Annotated in this window: 18 protein-coding genes, 1 tRNA gene and 1 pseudogene; 12 read left to right on the top strand and 8 right to left on the bottom strand. The window is 73.0% G+C overall.

Going from position 1 to position 20367, the window contains the following annotated elements; translation table 11 throughout:
- Nucleotides 1-17: 17 nt before the first annotated feature.
- Entirely contained in the window at nt 18-200 is a 183-nt protein-coding gene (locus tag A8W25_RS33805) for a hypothetical protein (RefSeq protein WP_158942380.1), read from the bottom strand.
- 91 nt (nt 201-291) lie between these two features.
- Here A8W25_RS33805 and A8W25_RS04915 point away from each other — a divergent pair, with 91 nt between their 5' ends.
- Nucleotides 292-894: a bifunctional DNA primase/polymerase gene (locus tag A8W25_RS04915; protein WP_079125827.1), complete on the top strand. Its 603-nt coding sequence runs from the start codon at nt 292-294 to the stop codon at nt 892-894.
- Nucleotides 885-958: transfer RNA gene (locus A8W25_RS04910), tRNA-Lys, on the top strand. The genes A8W25_RS04915 and A8W25_RS04910 overlap by 10 nt, the downstream gene beginning before the upstream one ends.
- A 65-nt stretch (nt 959-1023) precedes the next feature.
- On the opposite strand, the gene A8W25_RS04905 is transcribed toward A8W25_RS04910, so the two are convergent.
- Nucleotides 1024-2292, bottom strand: a complete 1269-nt coding sequence (locus tag A8W25_RS04905; protein WP_234386186.1) for a M6 family metalloprotease domain-containing protein — start codon at nt 2290-2292, stop codon at nt 1024-1026.
- 372 nt (nt 2293-2664) lie between these two features.
- Between A8W25_RS04905 and A8W25_RS04900 the strand changes: the two genes are divergently transcribed.
- Nucleotides 2665-4482, top strand: coding sequence for a putative bifunctional diguanylate cyclase/phosphodiesterase (locus A8W25_RS04900; RefSeq protein WP_067156255.1), 1818 nt, complete (start codon nt 2665-2667; stop codon nt 4480-4482).
- 461 nt (nt 4483-4943) lie between these two features.
- Here the strand turns inward: A8W25_RS04900 and A8W25_RS04895 are convergent, their stop codons facing one another.
- Together A8W25_RS04895 and hmgA are read right to left on the bottom strand one after the other, a co-directional pair.
- Nucleotides 4944-5720 carry a GntR family transcriptional regulator gene (locus tag A8W25_RS04895; RefSeq protein ID WP_234386179.1) on the bottom strand — a complete coding sequence of 259 codons (777 nt, stop codon included), beginning with the start codon at nt 5718-5720 and terminating at the stop codon, nt 4944-4946.
- Nucleotides 5721-5817: 97 nt separating this feature from the next.
- A complete protein-coding gene (gene hmgA, locus A8W25_RS04890; protein ID WP_067156248.1) occupies nt 5818-7137 on the bottom strand; it encodes a homogentisate 1,2-dioxygenase in 1320 nt (439 codons plus the stop codon).
- A 97-nt stretch (nt 7138-7234) separates the two neighbouring features.
- Here hmgA and A8W25_RS04885 point away from each other — a divergent pair, with 97 nt between their 5' ends.
- The 6 genes and pseudogenes from A8W25_RS04885 to A8W25_RS04855 all read left to right on the top strand — a co-directional run bounded on the left by A8W25_RS04885 (nt 7235) and on the right by A8W25_RS04855 (nt 15113).
- Nucleotides 7235-7849 (top strand): TetR/AcrR family transcriptional regulator, encoded by a 615-nt coding sequence (locus A8W25_RS04885; RefSeq protein WP_107470617.1) that lies wholly within the window; start codon nt 7235-7237, stop codon nt 7847-7849.
- 115 nt (nt 7850-7964) lie between these two features.
- Nucleotides 7965-10184 carry a molybdopterin oxidoreductase family protein gene (locus tag A8W25_RS04880; RefSeq protein WP_067156240.1) on the top strand — a complete coding sequence of 740 codons (2220 nt, stop codon included), beginning with the start codon at nt 7965-7967 and terminating at the stop codon, nt 10182-10184.
- A 123-nt stretch (nt 10185-10307) separates the two neighbouring features.
- Nucleotides 10308-11690, top strand: a complete 1383-nt coding sequence (locus A8W25_RS04875) for a CitMHS family transporter (protein WP_067156715.1) — start codon at nt 10308-10310, stop codon at nt 11688-11690.
- Between the two features lie 147 nt (nt 11691-11837).
- Nucleotides 11838-12473, top strand: coding sequence for a hypothetical protein (locus A8W25_RS04870; protein WP_067156237.1), 636 nt, complete (start codon nt 11838-11840; stop codon nt 12471-12473).
- A gap of 290 nt (nt 12474-12763) precedes the next feature.
- Nucleotides 12764-13990: pseudogene (locus A8W25_RS04860) on the top strand (aldehyde dehydrogenase family protein); the annotation flags it as partial.
- A 40-nt stretch (nt 13991-14030) separates the two neighbouring features.
- The gene (locus tag A8W25_RS04855; protein ID WP_067156228.1) at nt 14031-15113 is read left to right on the top strand and encodes a Zn-dependent alcohol dehydrogenase; all 1083 of its coding nucleotides are present in this window, start codon (nt 14031-14033) and stop codon (nt 15111-15113) included.
- On the opposite strand, the gene A8W25_RS04850 is transcribed toward A8W25_RS04855, so the two are convergent.
- From A8W25_RS04850 to A8W25_RS04840, 3 genes are all read right to left on the bottom strand, one after another.
- Entirely contained in the window at nt 15110-16084 is a 975-nt protein-coding gene (locus A8W25_RS04850) for a DMT family transporter (RefSeq protein ID WP_067156225.1), read from the bottom strand. The genes A8W25_RS04855 and A8W25_RS04850 overlap by 4 nt on opposite strands.
- A 72-nt stretch (nt 16085-16156) precedes the next feature.
- Nucleotides 16157-16852 (bottom strand): ArsR/SmtB family transcription factor, encoded by a 696-nt coding sequence (locus A8W25_RS04845; RefSeq protein ID WP_067156222.1) that lies wholly within the window; start codon nt 16850-16852, stop codon nt 16157-16159.
- An 18-nt stretch (nt 16853-16870) separates the two neighbouring features.
- The gene (locus A8W25_RS04840) at nt 16871-17557 is read right to left on the bottom strand and encodes a TetR/AcrR family transcriptional regulator (RefSeq protein WP_067156220.1); all 687 of its coding nucleotides are present in this window, start codon (nt 17555-17557) and stop codon (nt 16871-16873) included.
- A gap of 83 nt (nt 17558-17640) precedes the next feature.
- Between A8W25_RS04840 and A8W25_RS04835 the strand changes: the two genes are divergently transcribed.
- The 3 genes from A8W25_RS04835 (at nt 17641) to A8W25_RS04825 (ending at nt 19835) form a co-directional block, all read left to right on the top strand.
- Complete coding sequence (locus A8W25_RS04835) at nt 17641-18792, top strand: acyl-CoA dehydrogenase family protein (RefSeq protein ID WP_067156711.1); 1152 nt, start codon at nt 17641-17643, stop codon at nt 18790-18792.
- Between the two features lie 59 nt (nt 18793-18851).
- Complete coding sequence (locus A8W25_RS04830; RefSeq protein ID WP_067156217.1) at nt 18852-19139, top strand: YiaA/YiaB family inner membrane protein; 288 nt, start codon at nt 18852-18854, stop codon at nt 19137-19139.
- Between the two features lie 66 nt (nt 19140-19205).
- Nucleotides 19206-19835, top strand: a complete 630-nt coding sequence (locus tag A8W25_RS04825) for a TetR/AcrR family transcriptional regulator (protein ID WP_067156214.1) — start codon at nt 19206-19208, stop codon at nt 19833-19835.
- A 21-nt stretch (nt 19836-19856) separates the two neighbouring features.
- Here A8W25_RS04825 and A8W25_RS04820 read toward each other — a convergent pair whose 3' ends face one another.
- The gene (locus tag A8W25_RS04820) at nt 19857-20318 is read right to left on the bottom strand and encodes a MaoC family dehydratase (protein ID WP_067156211.1); all 462 of its coding nucleotides are present in this window, start codon (nt 20316-20318) and stop codon (nt 19857-19859) included.
- Nucleotides 20319-20367 lie beyond the last annotated feature (49 nt).

The raw sequence follows: 20367 nt of genomic DNA, 5'->3' as shown, positions 1-20367 counted from the left end.
CCTCCGGCCGGTCCCGCTCAGAGGAGGGCCAGCTGGCCGTCCGGGCCCTCTTCCCGGTGGTCGAGTACGGAGGCGGGGCGGCGGGCCGACGGCGGTACGGGCAGGACGCGCGCCTCGACGAACTGCGCGACCAGCCACCCACCGGCCCGCAGACGGGCGCCGGGCACAGAATCGCCCGGCATATGCCATGGGCCGCGCAAGATACTCCTCCCCGCCCCACCCTGTCCCGGTTTCGCGTAATCGTCCCAGCCTGGGGTGCCCAGAGCCGTAGATCTAGTGCGTATGAGCATCATGCAGCGCGACGAGGCCCCGCTCCCTCGTGACGGTGACAGTGACGGTGACGGAGCCGGGGACGTGACTCCCGAGGGCGCGGCCTGGCTGGCCTCGGCCGGGGCGTATCCGCGCAGCACCCTCGCACTGTGGGAGGACCGGCCGAACGCACCCGTGGTGCTGCCCTGCGGCTCGGCCTTCGACGTGGTCAACGTGCCCGCCGTCTTCGGGCGCCGGATGCTCGACCGGCTGTGGGGCGAGGGCGCCGGCTCCGGGCCGGTCGCCCAGCACCGGGGCCGGATGCTGCTCTTCGCCGCCCCCGGCACCGCCCACCGGCTGCCCGCCCTGCTCGACTGGGAGGAGTGGACCGAGGTGCCGCCGCTGCTGTGCCACGGCACCGGCGACGCGGTCACCGTGCCCGGCCTCGCGCGCCCCGAGCACCCCGGCGCCGCCCGCTGGCTGGTCGCCCCGGACACCCGGCACCCCTGGCTCCCGGGCCCCGACGTACTGCTCTGGGCGTGCGTCCGGGCGGCCCGGGACACCGCCCCCGCCGACCGGCGCTTATCGATTTTTCCTCCCGCCGATCAGGATGCTAAGGTCTACGACGTCAGCAGGCGCCGCTAGCTCAGTTGGTTAGAGCAGCTGACTCTTAATCAGCGGGTCCGGGGTTCGAGTCCCTGGCGGCGCACAGACGGAAAAGGCCCCTCGCGCAAGCGGGGGGCCTTTTCGTGCGCTCGGAGCGACGGACCCCGCCTACGGCGTGACCCGCACCGTCCAGCCCCCCGACCGCGTCCGCCCCGTCGCCTCGATCCGGATCCCGTCCCCCGGCACGGTGAACGTCTCGCCCACGTTCAGCGGCGCGTCCGCGAGCGCCGGGTAGACCGAGTGCTCCCAGCACGCCCCCGAGTCCGGGTGGGTGTCGAGGACCTCGACGGGGCCGGTCCCCGACGCCGACCCACCGCGGACCCGGTAGATCAGCAGCCCCGACGTACAGGTCGTCCGGTCGTTGCCCGCCGTGTCCCGGGCCTCGATGGCGACCGCACTGTCCTCCGAGGTCCGTACGACCGCGAGCCGGACCCCGCCGGGGCCCACCCGCGCGGGCGACTCGGAGAGCGGCGCCAGGGTGAGGCGCGAGGACCCGCGCGTCGCCACGCACGCCACCTGGCGCCGGTCCAGCCACCCCAGCTTCCACTTCTGCCAGCCGAACAGGTCCGGGGCCATCCCGAACTGGCTGCCCATCACGTCCCAGTCGCCGACGTACGTGTCCCAGTCGCCCTTGCCGTCCATCGGGCGGTGATAGAGGTCCGGCAGGTCGAAGACGTGGCCGGTCTCGTGGGCCAGCACGTTGCGGTCCGGCGGGTGCTGCTCGAAGACCGTGACGACCCGCTTGAGGTCCGTCCCGTCGACCCGCAGCGGCTGATCGAAGTTGACGACCTTGGTGGCGTCCGAGTCGACGCCCGGCGCGTCCGGGTCGGCGACCAGGTAGACGATGTCGTACGCGGAGAAGTCCACGCCCGGGTCGGCGGCCGTGACGGCGTCGCGCAGGTACTCGGTGCGCCGGTCGGCGTCCCAGTCGCGCTGTATCCGGTACGCGGTGGACGGCTTCGGCATCCTCACCCACTGCGGCCGCGCATCGGCCTTCAGCCGGAACTTCCCGTACGAGGCACGGGTGAAGAAGTCGCTGGTAGCGGGAAAGTAGTCAGTGGCGAGGTCCTTCGGGGCGGCGACGGGCGAGGAGTCCGGGAAGGAGAGGAAGACCATCACCGCGTTGAGCGTGCGCACCGGGCGCGGATAGGCGGTGTTCCAGGTGTCCACTCCCAGCGAGTGGTGTGCGGCGGTACGGGGCAGGGCGCAGGGCATCGCGGATTTGGCGGCCACGGCGGGGCCGGCCACGAGGGTGGTGGCGGCGACCGCCGTCAGGGAGGTGAGCGCGGCGGCGGCACTGCGCAGCCGGGCACGCTCCACTCCCCCGGGTGTCAGCTGACGCTCCACGTCGACCTCCGGGTACGGAATGCGGGACACCTCACCCACCTTGTGGTGGTTTGTGTGATTACGCCCTGTTCCGCTGCCCCAGGTGGGTGAGGGGCCCGACACCAGCCCGACACCCCGACGCCTTACAGAAAGTCACAATCGGTCACACGAGAATCGCCCCTGGCCAGGCGCGTGCAGAAACGATCGGCCTCTGCTCCCGGGTGCGCATGATCACGGCCGTGGAGCTGGATCGGCCGTTGCGCCTGCCTCTATGATCGGCACACTTTCCTGCGTGGATTCAGCCCCGGGCGGCTGTCCTCCACTCGGCCGACGGCCCCGACCACATCTCTGTACGACTCGAATGCACAGCGGGAGCGAGCGGTGAGCGGAACCCCCGAAGGACCGGGAGCAGCCCCCGGGACCATGCGGCCACCGGTCACAGAGCGTCATCAGGACGGGCCTGAGCAGCCCATTGTCCGGCCGCCCGAACGTCACGCGGTCGGACGCACCACGGCCGAGCCGCGCGACTACCGCGCGGCCTTCGACGCGGCCCATCTGGCGATGGCCGTCGTCGACCGGGACGGCACGGTGACCGCCGTCAACGACGCGCTGGCCGAACTGCTCGGCTCCGAGCCCGCCGCGCTGTGCGGCCAGGCCGCCGCCGACCTCGTCGACCTCGCCGCCGACGCCCGCACCTGGCACATCTACCAGGACGTGCTGAGCGGCAGCCGTTCCCGCTTCCGCTGCACCCGCCGCCTCAAACACCCCGACGGGCACTCGCTCTGGGCCGAGGTCACCGTCTCGCCGGTGCGCGACAGCACCGGCGCGCTGCTCTCGATCACCGACATCAGCGACCGCCGCGAGCTCCAGGCGCGGCTGCGCCACCTCCAGATGCACGACCCGGTGACCCGGCTGCCCAACCGCACGCTGTTCTTCGAACGGCTCGCGGGCGCGATGGAGGCCTCCACGTACGGGCGCGGCGGCACCGGCCGGATCGGGATCTGCTACCTCGACCTCGACGGCTTCAAGGCCGTCAACGACACCCTGGGCCACCGCATCGGCGACCGGCTCCTGTCGGCGGTCGCGGCCCGCCTCACGCACTGCGCCGACCAGTGCGGCTACGCCCGCAGCGGCGGTCACCTGGTGGCGCGCCTGGGCGGCGACGAGTTCGCGGTCCTGGTCGAGGACTCCACGGGGACCGAGCAGCTGGCGGACCTGGCGAAGTCCGTACTGGCCGTGCTCCAGCAGCCGTTCGACCTGGCCGGGCAGCGGCTGTCGGTCTCGGCGTCGATCGGCGTGGTGGAGCGGGCGGTCGCGGGGACGACGGCGACGGGTCTGATGCAGGACGCCGACACGACGCTGTACTGGGCCAAGGCCGACGGCAAGGCCCGCTGGACGCTCTTCGACCCGGAGCGCAACGCGCACCGGATGACCCGTCAGGCACTCTCCTCGACGCTGCGGCCGGCCGTGGACCGGGGCGAGTTCGCGCTGGAGTACCAGCCGCTGGTGGGGATGGCGGACGGGGTCGTGGAGGGCGTCGAGGCGCTTGTCCGATGGAACCATCCGCAGTTCGGCACACTTGCGCCGAATCGGTTCATCGGAATTGCGGAAGAGGACGGCTCGATCGTCCAGCTCGGCAGCTGGGTCCTGCGGACGGCCTGCCGGCAGGCGCGCCGCTGGCAGATCGAGCACCCCGGGGTGCCGCCGATCTTCGTGAGCGTGAACGTGGCCGTGCGCCAGGTCTGGGACTCCGACCTGGTCGCGGACGTGGCGGAGATCCTGGCCGAGACGGGGCTGGCGCCGCACCTGCTGCAACTGGAGCTGACGGAGTCCGCCGTGATGGGCTCGGCGGGCCGCCCGCTGCAGGCCCTCCAGGCCCTGTCCGACATGGGCGTACGGATCGCGATCGACGACTTCGGTACGGGTTACTCGAACCTGGCGTACCTGTCCCGCCTCCCCGTCTCCGTCCTCAAGCTCGACGGCTCGTTCGTCCGGGGCTTCCAGTACGACGAGGGCGGCACGCACCCCAACCCCGCCGACGAGACGATCGTCGAGGCGCTGGTGCAACTGGCGCACCGGCTGGGTCTGAAGGTGACGGCGGAGTGCGTCGAGACGTCCCACCAGGCGGGGCGGTTGCGGCGGATCGGCTGCGATACGGGGCAGGGGTGGCTGTACTCGCGGGCGATCGCGCCGGAGCTGATCGCGGCGATGCTGTCGGCGGGCTGCCGGGCCCCGGCGTAGCCCACCGTCCCCGAACACGGGGTCGGCCCCCCCGGGCCGGGCCCCTCCTGGGGTACGTGATTCACCCGCGGGCCGGTGGGGGCCGGCCGCGCAGTTCCCCGCGCCCCTCTCCGGCCCGGACTTTGCCCGCGGCCCGGTGGTGGGTTGCTCGCGCGGTTCCCCGCGCCCCTAAACCCTCTGGATCTGCGGACCGTGGGTGGTTCTCGCGCAGTTCCCCGCGCCCCTCAGGTAGGGGCGCGGGGAGCTGCGCGCCCAGCCACAGACGGCCCGCGGATGGCCACCGGCAGAGGGGGCGCGGGGAACTGCGCGAGCAACTCCCACTCAGCCGCAGACAAACACCGGGCCCAAAGGGGCGCGGGGAACTGCGCGCCCAGCCCCCACCGGGCCTGCGGGTGAACTCCGGGCATGGGGGGCGCGGCCAGTCACAGCGCACCCGCAGGTGAACCCCGGGTCCGGCGGAGCTACCGCGCCTCCACCGTTACCGAGAACGAGAACCTGTCGCCCCGGTAGCGGATTCGGGCCACGTCCACCACTCGGCCCGCCGCGTCGTACGACACCCCCGTGTAGTGCAGGATCGGGGACAGGAGGGGGACCTCCAGGAGTTCTGCCGTGAGGGGGTCGGCCAGGCGGGCCTCCACCGTGTCCGTGATGCGGCTGATCCGGACCCCCACCGAGTCCCGCAGGACCTTCGTCATCGGCCAGCGTTCGAGGTCGGACACGTCGATCCCGGCCGCGAGGTCCGGGCGGACCGCGTTCTCCGCCCAGTTGGTGGGCTCGCCGGTCCGGCCGTCGCGGCGCAGGCGGCGGTAGGTGACGACCGCGTCGCAGTCGGGGAAGTACTCAGCGAGTTCCCCGGGCACGGGCGCCGGACCGTGGCCGAGGACCGTCGTCGGCTCGCCCGACTGCTGGGCCACGATCGCGTCGATCGAGCCGAGCAGCCGCACCGGCGCGCCCCGCCGCGCGGCCGGCTCGATGAACGTGCCGCGCCGCCGGTGCCGGTTGATCAGGCCCTCCTCCTCCAGCTCCTTCAGTGCCTGCCGCATCGTCAGGACGCTCACGCCGTAGTGCGCGGCCAGTTGCTCCTCGGTGGGCAGCCGCAGCGAGGCGTCGGGGGCGCGGCCCAGTATCGACGCGCGCAGGGACTGCGAGACCTGGTACCAGAGCGGCAGCTTGCGGTTCAGGACCAGCGAGTCCGGAGCGAAGGAGGAGGCCGGGGGCGTTGCGGGGGAGGAGGTCACGGGCATTCCGTATCAGGCTCTGGGGCGCGGCGGAAGGTGCCGCTCAGGATCCGGGAGCGCCCGCCCCGGCCGGTGCGGGCCGGGGCCGGCGCGTGCCTCACGCGCGGAAGTGGCGCTCCAGGCCCTGCCACACCTCGTCGTAGCCCCGCTGGAGATGGTCCGCCGACGCCGCCTGCTCCGTCGCCGTCACCGGCCACCGCGTCTCGAACATGAACGCGAGGCCGTCGTCGATCTTCTGTGGCTTCAGCTCGGCGGCGCTCGCCCTGTCGAAGGTCTCCCGGTCGGGGCCGTGCGCCGACATCATGTTGTGGAGCGAGCCGCCGCCGGGGACGAAGCCCTCCGCCTTCGCGTCGTACGCGCCCTCGATCAGGCCCATGTACTCGCTCATCACATTGCGGTGGAAGTACGGCGGCCGGAAGGTGTCCTCGCCCACCAGCCAGCGCGGTGCGAAGACGACGAAGTCGACGCCCGCGAGGCCGGGGGTGTCCGACGGGGAGGTCAGGACCGTGAAGATCGACGGGTCCGGGTGGTCGTACGAGATCGTGCCGATGACGTTGAAGCGGCGCAGGTCGTACACGTACGGCACGTGGTTGCCGTGCCACGCGACCACGTCCAGCGGCGAGTGGTCGTACCGCGCGGACCAGAGGTTGCCGCAGAACTTGTTCACCACCTCCACCGGGCCCCCGACCTCCTCGTACGCCGCGACCGGCGCCAGGAAGTCGCGGGCGTTGGCGAGGCCGTTGGCGCCGATCGGGCCGAGGTCGGGGAGCTGGAACGGCCGGCCGTAGTTCTCGCACACGTAACCGCGGGCCGTCTCGTCGAGGAGCTCGACCCGGAAGCGCACACCGCGGGGGATCAGCGCGATCTCGCCGGGGCGGGCCGCGAGCAGGCCGAACTCGGTGCGCAGCAGCAGTCCACCGCGCTCGGGGACGATCAGCAGCTCGCCGTCGGCGTCGCTGAAGACCCGGTCCATGGAGGCGTTGGCGTGGTAGAGGTGCACCGCCATGCCGGTGCGCTGGGTGGCGTCGCCGTTGCCCCCGAGCGTCCACAGGCCGGCCAGCCAGTCCGTCCCGGGCGCGGGCTGGGGCAGCGGGTTCCAGCGCAGCCGGTTGGGGTCGGGCACCGTCTCCGTGAAGGGCGCGCTGCGCAGGTTGCCGTTGTCGGTCCGCACGAACGCGGGGTGCGCGGCCGACGGGGCGATCCGGTACAGCCAGGAGCGGCGGTTGTGCGCCCTCGGCTCGGTGAACGCGGAACCGCTCAGCTGCTCCGCGTACAGCCCGAGGGGAGCGCGCTGCGGCGAGTTCCGGCCATGCGGCAGGGCGCCGGGAACCGCCTCCGAGCTGTGCTCGTTGCCGAACCCCGGGGAGTACGCCAGCGCCTCCGCCGTCTTTCTGGCCTGCTCGCTGCTGGTGGTCATCTGCCGCTCCCGCCGCCGAAGAATCCTGCAATCCTATGGGTCACCGTAGGATTCGGATTCGACCGCGTCAACGGCAAAACCGGCCGAGCGCGGCATGATGGGGCCCGTGCCCCATGCGAACCTCCGCCGCGCACCCGTGCAGCAGCGCAGTGCCGAGCGCCTCAGCCGGATCCTGGACGCCTGCGCCGAGCTGCTCGACGAGACCGGTTACGAAGAGCTCTCGACCCGGGCCGTCGCCCAGCGGGCCGGGGTGCCCATCGGCTCGGTGTACCGCTTCTTCAGCAACAAGCGGGCGCTCGCGGAGGCGCTCGCCGCCCGCAACCTGGACCGGTTCGCGGAGATCGTCGGTGCCCGGCTCGCCACCATCGAGGCCGAGGACTGGCGCGGGGCGATCGACGCGGTACTCGACGAGTACCTGGACCTGAAGAAGACCGTGCCCGGCTTCAACCTGGTCGACTTCGGCGGCCCGCAGCCGGTCGTCGACCCCGCCGCCGACGCCAACCACCTGCTGGCCGACCGGCTCGCCGAGCTGCTCCCGGCCCAGTTCGGCCGCGCCCCCGACGCCGAGCTGCGCCGGACCATCCTGGTCGCGGTCGAGGCGGCGGACGCCCTGCTGCGGCTCGCCTTCCGCACCGACCCGGACGGGGACCCGGGCATCGTCACCGAGACCCGCGAGCTGCTGCACGCGTATCTCGCCAGGACGCTGGGCTGAGCGGGCGGCCGCGGCGGCGGCAGTAACGGTCCTCCTCAGCCCTCGCCACCATGCCTACCGGTCGGTATGCTCGGACCGCCCGCGCGTCACCACCCGCCGCCCCGGGGAGGACCCCATGTCCGCACTCCGCATCTGCCCCCTCTGCGAAGCCACTTGCGGGCTGACCCTGACCGTCGAGGGGACCCGGGTCACCGGCGCCCGCGGCGACCGGGACGATGTGTTCAGCCAGGGGTTCATCTGCCCCAAGGGCGCCTCCTTCGGCGAGGTCGACGGCGACCCCGACCGGCTCACCACGCCCCTGGTGCGCCGGGACGGCAGACTGGAGCCGGCCACCTGGGACGAGGCGTTCGACGTGGTCGCGGCGCGGCTGCGGCCGGTGGTCGAGACGTACGGCGCGGACGCCGTCGGGGTGGTGCTCGGCAACCCCAACGTCCACACCATGGCGGGGGCGCTCTACCCGCCCGTCCTGCTCGGCGGCCTGCACACCCGCAGCCTCTTCACCGCCAGCACCCTCGACCAGATGCCCAAGCACGTCTCCAGCGGGCTGCTCTTCGGCGACCCGTTCGCCATCCCGGTGCCGGACCTCGACCGCACCGACCATCTGCTGCTGCTCGGTGCCAACCCCCTGGAGTCCAACGGGAGCCTGTGCACCGCGCCGGACTTCCCCGGCAGGCTCAAGGCGCTGCGCGGGCGCGGCGGCACCCTCACCGTCGTCGACCCGCGCCGCACCCGTACCGCCAAGCTGGCCGACCGGCATCTGGCCCCCCGGCCCGGCACCGACGCGCTGCTGCTCGCCGCGCTCGCCCACGTCCTCTTCGAGGAGAAGCTGACCTCGCCCGGCGAGCTCGCGGACCGGGTGGAGGGGCTGGCCGAAGTGCACGAGGCGGTACGGGAGTTCACCCCCGAGGCGGTCGGGGCGGCCTGCGACCTCGACCCGGACGAGATCCGCATCCTCGCCCGGGAGCTCGCGGCCGCGCCCACCGCCGCCGTCTACGGCCGCATCGGCAGCTGCACGGTGGAGCACGGCACCCTGGCCAGCTGGCTCGTCGACGTCCTCAACATCCTCACCGGCAATCTGGACCGGCCCGGCGGAGCGCTCTTCCCGCTCTCCGCCACCGACCGCGCCCCGCGCCCGGCCGGGCCCGGCAAGGGGTTCGAGACAGGCCGCTGGCGCAGCCGGGTCGGCGGCCACCCGGAGGCCAAGTCGGAGCTCCCGGCGGCCGCGCTCGCCGAGGAGATCGAGACGCCGGGGGAAGGGAAGATCCGGGCGCTGATCGTCTGCGCCGCCAACCCGGTGCTCTCCGCTCCCGACGGCGACCGGCTCGACCGGGCGCTCGGCGGGCTCGACTTCATGGTCAGCGTCGACCCGTACCTCAACGAGACCTCGCGCCACGCCGATGTGGTGCTGCCCCCGCCGCCGCCCTCGCAGAGCGCCCACTTCGACTTCGCCTTCAACGCGCTCGCCGTCCGCAACCAGGTCCGCTACACCCGCCCCGTCGTGCCCCTCGCCGAGGGCAGCCTCGACGAGTGCGAGATCCACGCCCGGCTCGTCCTCGCGGCGACCGGGACGCACGGCGCCCCGGCGGGCGCCGTGGACGCGATGGTCGTCGAGCGCACCCTGGGCAAGGCCGTGGCCGACCCGCACTCGGCCGTGCACGGACGTGATCCGAAGGAGCTCGCCGCACAGCTGACCGGGGAGAGCGGCCCCGAGCGGCGGCTCGACATGATGCTGCGGCTCGGCCCCTACGGCGACGGCTTCGGCGCCACCCCGGACGGCCTCACCCTGGAGCGGGTGCTGGCCCACCCGCACGGCATCGACCTCGGCCCGCTTCGCCCCCGGCTTCCGCAGGTGCTGCGGACCCGCAGCGGGCGGATCGAGCTGCTGCCCGCGCCGATCGCCGAGGATCTGCCCCGGCTGCGCGCGGCCCTCGGCGCCCGGCCCGACGGGCTCGTCCTGGTCGGCCGCCGCCATCTGCGCTCCAACAACAGCTGGCTGCACAACATCCCGTCCCTGAACGGCGGTTCCAACCGCTGCACCCTCCACGTCCACCCCGAGGACGCGGCGCGGCTCGGTCTGCGCGACGGCGACCCCGTACGCGTCAGGGCCGACGGCGGCGAGGTGGCGGCGCCCGTCGAGATCACCGACTCGGTCCGTACGGGCGTGGTCAGCCTCCCGCACGGCTGGGGACACGACCGCCCCGGGACCCGGCTCGGGGTCGCCGCCGGGCGCCCCGGGGTCAACGTCAACCAGCTGCTCGACGGCTCGCGCCTTGACCCGCTGTCGGGGACCGCGGTACTCAACGGTTTCCCCGTCGAGCTGATCGCACTTCGTTGACCTGGGGTTTTGCTCGTATTGCTCACACGTCAACGTCTTGTTAACGCCGGAAGGGCCGACCTAACGTCATCCGCACCGCCAGCCCCCTGGTGGGAGTTCAAGGGTGAACGTTAGGTGTCCTCCATGCTGACCGTCCTCGGCTTCACCATGATCGCGACCTTCCTGGTGCTGATCATGCTGAAGAAGCTGTCGCCCATCGCGGCGCTGGTTCTGATCCCCGCCCTCTTCTGCGTCTTCGTGGGCAAGGGCGCCCATCTCGGCGACTACGTGGTCGACGGCGTGGGCAAGCTCGCGCCGACCGCCGCGATGCTGATGTTCGCGATCATCTACTTCGGGGTGATGATCGACGTCGGCCTCTTCGACCCGATCGTCCGGGGCATCCTGCGGTTCTGCAAGGCCGACCCGGTGCGGGTGGTCGTCGGTACGGCGGTGCTCGCCGCGATCGTCTCCCTCGACGGCGACGGCTCGACCACCTTCATGATCACGGTCTCCGCGATGTACCCGCTCTACAAGCGGCTGAAGATGAGCCTCGTGGTGATGACCGGAGTCGCCGCCACCGCCAACGGCGTGATGAACACCCTGCCCTGGGGCGGCCCGACCGCCCGCGCCGCCACCGCCCTCAAGCTGGACGCGACCGACATCTTCGTCCCGATGATCCCGGCCCTCGCGGTCGGACTGGTCGCGGTCTTCGTCCTCGCGTACGCACTGGGGCGCCGCGAGCGCAAGCGGCTCGGCTACCTCACGCTGGACGAGGTCCTGGAGCCGGAGAGCGAGACGGCCCTGGTGGCGGCGGGCGGCTCCGAGCCGGCCCGCCCGGCCGGGGGCGGTGACGGGGCGGACCTGCCCGGGGCCCAGGATCCCGGCTTCCAGGGCCTCGACCCGAAGCGCGCGACCCTGCGCCCCAGGCTGTACTGGTTCAACGCGGCCCTCACCGTGGCGCTGCTGACCGCCATGATCATGGAGTGGCTGCCGATCCCGGTGCTGTTCCTGCTGGGCGCGGCGCTCGCGCTCACCGTCAACTTCCCGCACATGCCGGACCAGAAGGCCCGGATCGCCGCCCACTCCGACAATGTCGTCAACGTGGCCGGCATGGTCTTCGCGGCGGCCGTCTTCACCGGCGTCCTCAACGGCACCGGCATGGTCAAGCACATGGCGGACTGGCTGGTCGGGGCCGTCCCCGAGGGCATGGGCCCGCACATGGCGCTGGTCACCGGCATCCTGAGCCTGCCGCTCACGTACTTCATGTCCAACGACGGCTTCTACTTCGGCGTCCTGCCGGTCCTCGCGGAGGCCGGGGCCGCGCACGGCGTCTCCTCCGTGGAGATCGCCCGCGCCTCGCTGGTCGGGCAGGCGCTGCACATGTCGAGCCCGCTGGTTCCCGCCGTGTACGTCCTGGTGGGCATGGCCAAGGTCGAGTTCGGCGACCACACCCGGTTCACGGTGAAGTGGGCGGCGCTCACCTCGCTGGTGGTCCTCGGCGCGGGGATCCTCTTCGGGATCATCTGAGGCGGGGACGGGCGCGGAGCCCGCTTGCGCCGGACGGGCGATATCCAGCGGCCCGTCCGGCGCTGCTCCGCCGTTTCGCCGTGCGGGTGTGAAAGAGAGTCAGACGAAAGGTCGATTTATATGACAATCTGACTCAAAGGAAAGCGCATGCCTGCCTCCTCACCCCCGCGCCCCACCGTCCGCCGCCCGGCCGCCACCGCCGCCGCTCTCGCCCTCGGGCTCGCGGGAGCCGCCCTGGCCGGGGCGCCCACCGCACACGCCGCCCCCGGCGACAACGGCGACGTCAAGATCCACAACCTGGGCACCCCGTTCACCGACCAGCGCAACGAGCCGAAGGTCTGCGGGTTCTACCTCGACGCCTTCAACTTCGACGTCGCGCAGGGCATCACCTGGTCCATTCAGACGCAGCCGCTCAGGGCGGGCGGCGCGACCCTCAGCGGCGCCATCACCCTCGCCACCGGCACCGGCCACACCCTGCCGCTCACCCTCCCGGACGGGCAGTACAAGCTCACCTGGAACATCACCGGCGGCAAGGGCGCGGGCAAGCACAAGGTCTTCAAGGTCGACTGCCTCCCCATCACCAACCCGCCGGGCGGCTCGACCGGCGGCGGCAACGGCGGCCCCAACGGCGGTCCGAACGCCGGTGGCGGCGGTCTGGCCGGGACCGACGGCCTCACCGACGGCGTCTCGCCGGCGGCGGGCATCGCGGCCCTCGGCCTCGTCGGGGTCTCCGGGGTGCTCTTCGTCCGACGGCTGCGCCGCCGCCCCCATGGCGCCGCGTAGCGGTTCCCCCAGGCCCTTCCACCGCACCCGCGCCTACCGGCTGACGCGGACGGCGGCGCTGGCCGCGACCCTGGTCGTCGGCGGCGTCTGGTGGGCCCAGGACGACGGGTCGGTCGCACCGGTCGCCATGGGCGCCGTGGGAGCCGGGGGCGCGGCGACGCCCTCGGCCCCCGCGGGGGCCGAGGGGAACGGGCAGGCCCCGGGGGCGCCCGCGGCCCCGGACGTGCCGGGCGCCAAGCCGCCCGTCAAGCCGTCCGCCACGCCGGGCCGGGCCGCCCCCGGCGGGCGCGGGCTGGGCCGCGACCCCGCCCGCCGGGCGCGCCGCCCTGATCGCCGCCCTGCGCGACCGGCTGGCCGCCCGCAAGGACGAGCTCGCCGCCACCGTCACCGCGGAGCTCGGGGCGCCCGAGCAGTTCGCCCAGCAGGTGCATGTCGGCCTGCCGATCGCGGTCGCCGGTTCGTACGCCGAACTCGCCGCCGCCCACGCCTTCGAGGAGCGGATCGGCAACTCGACCGTCTTCCACGAGCCGGTCGGCGTGGTCGGCGCGATCACGCCCTGGAACTACCCGCTGCACCAGATCGTCGCCAAGGTCGCCCCCGCGCTCGCGGCAGGCTGCACGGTCGTGCTCAAGCCCGCCGAGGACACCCCGCTCACCGCACGGCTCTTCGCCGAGGCGGTGCACGAGGCCGGGCTGCCCGCCGGGGTGTTCAACCTGGTCACCGGTCTCGGCCCGGTCGCCGGCCAGGCGCTCGCCGCGCACGAGGGAGTCGACCTCGTCTCCTTCACCGGCTCGACGGCCGTGGGCCGGCAGATCGGCGCCACGGCGGGCGCGGCCGTCAAGCGCGTCGCCCTGGAGCTGGGCGGCAAGTCCGCCAACGTCATCCTGCCCTCCGCCGACCTCGCCAAGGCGGTCGCCGTCGGCATCGCCAACGTCATGAACAACGCGGGCCAGACGTGCAGCGCCTGGACCCGGATGCTGGTCCACACCGACCGGTACGAGGAGGCCGTGGAGCTCGCCAAGGCCGCCGTGGCCAAGTACCCGGCGGGCGACCGCGTCGGCCCGCTGGTCAGCGCCAAGCAGCGGGAGCGGGTGCGCGGCTACATCGAGAAGGGCGTCGAGGAGGGCGCCCGCCTCGTCGCGGGCGGCCCCGAGGCCCCGCTGGAGCAGGGGTACTACGTGGCGCCGACCGTCTTCGCGGACGTCACCCACGAGATGGCCATCGCCCAGGAGGAGATCTTCGGCCCGGTCGTCTCGCTCATCCGGTACGAGGACGAGGACGACGCGCTGCGGATCGCCAACGGCACGGTGTACGGGCTCGCGGGCGCGGTCTGGGCCGGGGACGAGGCGGAGGCCGTCGCCTTCGCCCGGCGGATGGACACCGGGCAGGTCGACATCAACGGCGGCCGGTTCAACCCGCTGGCCCCGTTCGGCGGCTACAAGCAGTCCGGCGTCGGCCGCGAGCTCGGCCCGCACGGTCTGACCGAGTACCTCCAGACCAAGTCCCTCCAGTTCTGACGTCCCTCCTTCTTCGCCTCTCATCGAACCCGGGAGCAGCATCGTGGTCCGCGCCGCCGTCCTTCCCTCCATCGGCTCCCCGCTGGAGGTCACCGAGATAGAACTCCCCGAGCCCGGCCCCGGTCAGGTGCGGGTCCGCCTCGCCGCCGCCGGGGTCTGCCACTCCGACCTGTCGCTCTCCAACGGCACCATGCGCGTGCCGGTCCCGGCCGTCCTCGGCCACGAGGGCGCGGGCACGGTCGTCTCCGTCGGCGAGGGGGTCACCTCGGTGGCGCCGGGCGACGGTGTGGTCCTCAACTGGGCGCCCTCCTGCGGAAGTTGCCACCCCTGCTCACTGGGCGAGGTCTGGCTCTGCGTGAACGCCCTGACGGGCGCCGGCGCGGTGTACGCGCGCACCTCCGCCGGAACCGAACTCCACCCCGGACTCAACGTCGCCGCGTTCGCCGAGGAGACGGTGGTCGCCGAGAACTGTCTGCTGCCGCTGCCCGAGGGCATCCCGCTCACCGAGGCCGCCCTGCTCGGCTGCGCGGTCCTCACCGGCTACGGCGCCGTCCACCACTCGGCCAAGGTGCGCGAGGGCGAGACGGTGGCCGTGTTCGGCGTCGGCGGCGTGGGCCTGGCCACGCTCCAGTCGGCCCGGATCGCGGGTGCCTCGCGCATCGTCGCGGTCGATGCCTCCCCGGCGAAGGAGGAGCTGGCGCGGCGGGCGGGCGCCACCGACTTCGTCGTCGCCTCGGAGACGACCGCCAAGGACGTCCGCAAGCTGACCGGCGGCAACGGGGTGGACGTGGCCGTGGAGTGCGTCGGCCGCGCGGTGACCATCCGTACCGCCTGGGAGTCCACCCGGCGCGGCGGCCGCACCACGGTCGTCGGCATCGGCGGCAAGGACCAGCAGGTCTCCTTCAACGCCCTGGAGATCTTCCACTGGGGCCGTACGCTCTCCGGCTGTGTCTACGGCAACAGCGACCCGGCGCGCGACCTGCCGGTGCTGGCCGAGCACGTCCGGGCCGGGCGCCTCGACCTGGGCGCGCTGGTGTCGGAGCGGATCGGGCTGGACGGGATCCCGGCCGCGTTCGACAACATGCTCGCGGGCAAGGGCGGCCGGGCCCTGGTGGTCTTCTAGCGGCTCCCGCCCGCGGTCTCCGGCTCAGGCTCCGCCGCCACCGTGACGCTCGCGCCCACCGGTTCCGTACGTTCCGTACGGCGCCGGGGGCGGGAGCGGGAGACCCCCACGCCCGCGAGGCACAGGGCGCCGCCGACCAGGGTGAGCCATGCCGGGACCTCGTCCAGGACCAGCCAGGACATCAGCACCACGAGGGCGGGCACCACATAGGTGGTCGCGCCCATCCGGCCCGCCGTCGTACGGGCCAGGGCGTACGCCCAGGTCGTGAAGGCCAGCGCGGTCGGGAAGACGCCCAGATAGACCATGTTCAGGGTGGCCGGGGCCGGTGCGTCGGCGGCGTCCGAGAGCAGCTGCCCGCTGAACGGGAGACAGGCCACCGCACCCACCAGGCAGCCGAAGAAGGTCACTTGGAGCGCGCTGCCGTGGGCCAGCGCGGGCTTCTGGGCCACGACACCGGCCGCGTACGTCACCGCCGCGAGCAGGCACAGCCCCACCCCGAGGACATTGGCGCCGCCGTCGCCGGACATCGACAGGCCGACGGCCACCGCGCCCGCGAACGAGACGCCCATGCCCGCCACCAGCCGGGGCGGCAGGCGCTCCCCGAGGAAACGGGCGCCGAGCAGCGCGATGAGGATCGGCCCGATGTTGACGACCATCGCGGCCGTCCCCGCGTCGACCTGCTGCTCGCCCCAGTTGAGCACCACCATGTAGAGGCCGAACCAGAGCAGTCCGGAGAGCGCTATGCCCCGCCAGGCCGCGCGCGGCGGCAGCCCTTCGCGCCGGACGGCCATGAGCACGCCGAGCACGGCGGTGCCCGCGAGCAGCCGGCCGAGGGCCAGCGCCCCGGGGGAGTAGGCGTCTCCGGCGCTGCGGATCGACACGAAGGCCGAGGCCCACAGCACCACGGAGACCGCGGCGGCGGCGAGGGCGAGTCCTTCGGAACCGCGCCGGATGTGCGAGGAGTTGGTCATGCGCCGACGGTACGGCCGAAACTGTTCGGCGCTCACCGAATTATCCGCCGCCCCAGCCGCCCGGGCCACCGCTCACCGCAGGCTCGCCTTCTCCATCCCGAGGAGCTCGGACAGCGCCTCCTCGCCCGCCGGGGTCACCCGGACCGCCCGCTCGGAGCCGATCCGTACGCACCACTCGGCCTCCAGCGCGTGCGCGCACAGCACGGCTCCGGCCACCCCGGCCAGATGGGGGCGGCGCTCGGTCCAGTCCAGGCACGAGCGCACCAGCGGGCGCTTGCCCTTGTGGTCGAGAGCGAGCCCCAACTCCCCGTACCAGCGCACCCCTTCGCGCGTCAGCGCGAACCCGGCTTCCTGGGTGAGCAGACCCCGCAGGGTCATCGCGTCGGTGACGGCGATGCCGAGGCGCCCGGCCAGATGGTCGTAGCAGGTGCGGCCGCGGGCCATCGCGCTGCCCGCGGACGCGGCCCGCAGGGTGCGCGGCCGGGCGGGCGCGGTGCGGGCCGCCAGCTCCTCGACGAGGTGGGCGACCCCGGCGTCGGCCAGGCGCACATACCGGTGCCGCCCCTGCCGCTCCTCGAAGAGCAGCCCGCCCGCCACCAGCTTGCCCAGGTGCTCACTGGCCGTGGAGGGGGCGACCTTCGCATACCGCGCGAGCTCCCCGGACGTCCAGGCCCGCCCGTCGAGCAGGGCCAGACAGAAGGCCGCCCGGGTCTCGTCGGCGAGCAGCGCGGCGAACGCGGCGAGTCCCGATCCCGCTGTGGTTGTCATACCTCCAGCATGCCGCCGTCATCGTTCGGCCGGGGCCGAACCGTGGGCGGCGGACCGGCGGGGGTGGCCGGGCAGGGCGTCGTACTGCGTCTGGAGCCCGTCCAGGAGCGCCCGCAGCCCGGTCTCGAAGGCGCCCTCGTCGATCTCCTCCTGGCGCTCGGCCAGCAGATGGGCCTGGCCGAGGTGGGGGTAGTCGGCCGGGTCGTACGCCGTCTCGTCGGCCACGAAGCCGCGGGCGAAGGAGCCCAGTGCCGAGCCCATCACGAAGTACCGCATCAGCGCGCCGATACGGGTGGCCTGCGCGGGCGGCCAGCCCGCCGCGACCATCCCGCCGAACACCGCGTCCGCGAGCCGCAGGCCCGCCGGGCGGCGGCCGGGGCCCTGGGCGAGCACCGGGACGATGTGGGGGTGGCGGGTGAGGACCGCGCGGTAGGCGACGGCCCAGTCGTGCAGCGCGGTGCGCCAGCCACGGCCGTCGGCCGCCTCGAACATCGACAGGTCGACCTGCGCGGAGGTCGCGTCCGCCACCGCCTCCAGGATCTCGTCCTTGGTGCGGAAGTGGTTGTAGAGGGAGGGGCCGCTCACCCCCAGTTCGGCGGCGAGGCGGCGGGTGGAGACGGCCGCGAGCCCCTCGGTGTCCACGAGCGCGCTCGCCGCCGCGACGATGCGGTCGTGGCTGAGGAGGGGCTTGCGCGGTCGGGCCATGCGGCACATAGTAGGCCTGCGCATGAAAAACTAGCAGTGGTAATTAAATGGCGGCCGAGCGGACTACCTGGGGTGCGAGCGAGATGAACCTGGAGCTGAGCGAGGAGCAGGCCGCGGTGCGGCGGCTCGCCGAGGACTTCGTCGCCCGCGAGGTCACCCCGTACGCCATCGCCTGGGACCGCGCCGAGAGCGTCGACCGGGGCATCGTGAAGAAGCTGGGCGCGCTCGGCTTCCTCGGGCTCACCATCCCCGAGGAGTACGGCGGTTCGGGCGGCGACCACCTCGCGTACTGCCTGGTCACCGAGGAGCTCGGGCGCGGCGACTCCTCGGTGCGCGGCATCGTCTCCGTCTCGCTGGGCCTGGTCGCCAAGACGGTCGCGCACTGGGGCAGCGAGGAGCAGAAGCGGACCTGGCTGCCCCGGCTCGCCTCCGGCGAGGCCCTCGGCTGCTTCGGGCTCACCGAGCCCGGCACCGGTTCGGACGCCGGGAACCTGGCGACCAGGGCGGTCCGGGACGGCGACGAGTACGTGGTCAACGGCTCCAAGATGTTCATCACCAACGGCACCTGGGCCGATGTGGTGCTGCTCTTCGCCCGCACCAACGACACCCCCGGGCACCGGGGCGTCTCCGCCTTCCTGGTGCCGGCCGACGCCCCCGGCCTCAGCCGCCGCCCCATCCACGGCAAGCTCGGCCTGCGCGGCCAGGCGACCGCGGAGGTGGTCCTCCAGGACGTGCGGCTGCCCGCGGACGCGCTGCTCGGGCCGGAGGGCAAGGGCTTCTCGATCGCCATGTCCGCGCTGGCCAAGGGGCGGATGTCGGTGGCGGCGGGCTGTGTGGGCATCGCGCGGGCGGCGCTGGACGCGGCGGTCGGGTACGCCGGGCAGCGCGAGCAGTTCGGCCGGTCCATCGCGCACTACCAGCTGGTCCAGGAGCTGATCAGCGACATCTCCGTGGACGTGGACGCGGCCCGGCTGCTGACCTGGCGGGTCGCCGATCTCATCGACCGGGGCGAGGAGTTCGCCACCGAGGCCTCCAAGGCCAAGCTCTTCGCCTCCGAGGCCGCCGTGCGCGCGGCCAACAACGCCCTCCAGGTGTACGGGGGTTACGGCTACATCGACGAGTACCCGGTCGGCAAGCTGCTGCGCGACGCGCGCGTGATGACGCTCTACGAGGGCACCAGCCAGATCCAGAAGCTGATCATCGGCCGGGCGGAGACCGGGGTCTCGGCGTTCTGAGTACGCCCTGAGTACGCGAGCGGATGTGGCACCGGCCACATCCGCTCCATGCTGTGCCCATGAGTGAGACACCGGTCAAGCAGCAGAACACGGCCGCGTACTACGGACAGGCCGTCGCGTCCTTCGCCGTCGCCATCGCGGCCACGGCCATCGGCATCACCAGGCTCCAGGCCGACGCCTGGGTGCGCGCCTTCCTGGGGATAGCCGTCCTCTACCTCGTCACCTCCGCCTTCACGCTCGCCAAGGTCGTCCGCGACCGCCAGGAGGCCGGGCAGATCGTCTCCCGGGTCGACCAGGCCCGCCTGGAGAAGCTGCTCGCCGAGCACGACCCGTTCCAGAAGCTGTAGCGCATCCTCTAAGCGCTTGCTCACCTTCGGGGTATGGTGTTCGTCCGAAGAAAGAAGGAGCAGGCGATGGGTGCGGCTGACGAGATGGCGGGCGGCGAGGACAGGCCCTGGGGCGAGGTCACGCCCGAGGCCGCCCGGAGGCTGCTCGTCGCCGCCGTGGAGGCCTTCGCCGAGCGCGGCTACCACGCCACGACGACCCGTGACATCGCGGGCCGCGCGGGCATGAGCCCGGCCGCGCTCTACATCCACTACAAGACCAAGGAAGAGCTGCTCCACCGGATCAGCCGCATCGGCCACGACAAGGCCCTGGAGATCCTGGAGACGGCGGCGGACGCCGGGGGCACCGCCGCCGACCGGCTCGCCGGCGCCGTGCGCTCCTTCGTACGGTGGCACGCCGGGCACCATATGACCGCCCGCGTGGTCCAGTACGAGCTCGACGCGCTCGGCGACGAGCACCGCACCGAGATCGTGGGGCTGCGCCGCCGCAGCGACGCCGCCGTGCGGCGCATCCTCAACGAGGGCGTGGCGGCGGGCGAGTTCGACGTACCGGACGTGCCCGGGACCACGCTCGCGGTGCTGTCGCTCTGCATCGACGTGGCGCGCTGGTTCAACACGGAGGGGCGGCGCACGCCCGACGAGGTCGGCGCGCTCTACGCCGACCTCGTGCTGCGGATGGTGGCGGCGCAGCCGAAGTAGCCGGCTCCGCCCAGAAGAACCTCAGAAGAAGTACCGCGACACCGACTCCGCCACGCACACCGGCTTCTCGCCGCCCTCGCGCTCGACCGTGACCTTCGCGGTCACCTGTACGCCGCCGCCGGCCTCGGTCACGTCGGTGAGGAGCGCCGTGGCCCGCAGCCGCGAGCCGACCGGCACCGGGGCGGGGAAACGGACCTTCTCGGTGCCGTAGTTGATCCCCATCTTCATCCCCTCGACGCGCAGCACCTGCGGTACGAGGGCGGGCAGCAGCGAGAGCGTCAGATAGCCGTGCGCGATGGTCGTCCCGAACGGCCCGGCCGCGGCCCGCGCCGGGTCGACGTGGATCCACTGGTGGTCGCCGGTGGCGTCGGCGAACAGGTCGATGCGGTGCTGGTCGATCTCCAGCCAGTCGCTGTACCCGAGCGGCTCGCCCACTCCGGCCTTCAGCTCGTCGGCGGAGGTGAAGATCCTCGGCTCTGCCATGCCCGGTTCCTGCCTCTCTCGCATGCTTCGACTGCCTTTGCGCCTCTAC

This window comes from Streptomyces sp. ERV7 (genome assembly GCF_001653515.1).
Taxonomy (GTDB): domain Bacteria; phylum Actinomycetota; class Actinomycetes; order Streptomycetales; family Streptomycetaceae; genus Streptomyces.
Note: the sequence above shows the minus strand (reverse complement) of the source record. Positions and strands in the feature narration are given on the sequence as shown.

Excerpts from the sequence above, each read along its gene's own strand:
- A8W25_RS04825 (WP_067156214.1), top strand. The coding sequence starts at position 19,206 with ATGGGTGCGGCTGACGAGATGGCGGGCGGCGAGGACAGGCCCTGGGGC.
- A8W25_RS04885 (WP_107470617.1), top strand. The coding sequence starts at position 7,235 with ATGGGGCCCGTGCCCCATGCGAACCTCCGCCGCGCACCCGTGCAGCAG.
- A8W25_RS04880 (WP_067156240.1), top strand. The coding sequence starts at position 7,965 with ATGTCCGCACTCCGCATCTGCCCCCTCTGCGAAGCCACTTGCGGGCTG.
- A8W25_RS04840 (WP_067156220.1), bottom strand. The coding sequence starts at position 17,557 with ATGGCCCGACCGCGCAAGCCCCTCCTCAGCCACGACCGCATCGTCGCG.
- A8W25_RS04835 (WP_067156711.1), top strand. The coding sequence starts at position 17,641 with ATGAACCTGGAGCTGAGCGAGGAGCAGGCCGCGGTGCGGCGGCTCGCC.
- A8W25_RS04870 (WP_067156237.1), top strand. The coding sequence starts at position 11,838 with ATGCCTGCCTCCTCACCCCCGCGCCCCACCGTCCGCCGCCCGGCCGCC.
- hmgA (WP_067156248.1), bottom strand. The coding sequence starts at position 7,137 with ATGACCACCAGCAGCGAGCAGGCCAGAAAGACGGCGGAGGCGCTGGCG.
- A8W25_RS04915 (WP_079125827.1), top strand. The coding sequence starts at position 292 with ATGCAGCGCGACGAGGCCCCGCTCCCTCGTGACGGTGACAGTGACGGT.
- A8W25_RS04900 (WP_067156255.1), top strand. The coding sequence starts at position 2,665 with ATGCGGCCACCGGTCACAGAGCGTCATCAGGACGGGCCTGAGCAGCCC.
- A8W25_RS04850 (WP_067156225.1), bottom strand. The coding sequence starts at position 16,084 with ATGACCAACTCCTCGCACATCCGGCGCGGTTCCGAAGGACTCGCCCTC.
- A8W25_RS04845 (WP_067156222.1), bottom strand. The coding sequence starts at position 16,852 with ATGACAACCACAGCGGGATCGGGACTCGCCGCGTTCGCCGCGCTGCTC.
- A8W25_RS04875 (WP_067156715.1), top strand. The coding sequence starts at position 10,308 with ATGCTGACCGTCCTCGGCTTCACCATGATCGCGACCTTCCTGGTGCTG.
- A8W25_RS04830 (WP_067156217.1), top strand. The coding sequence starts at position 18,852 with ATGAGTGAGACACCGGTCAAGCAGCAGAACACGGCCGCGTACTACGGA.
- A8W25_RS04820 (WP_067156211.1), bottom strand. The coding sequence starts at position 20,318 with ATGGCAGAGCCGAGGATCTTCACCTCCGCCGACGAGCTGAAGGCCGGA.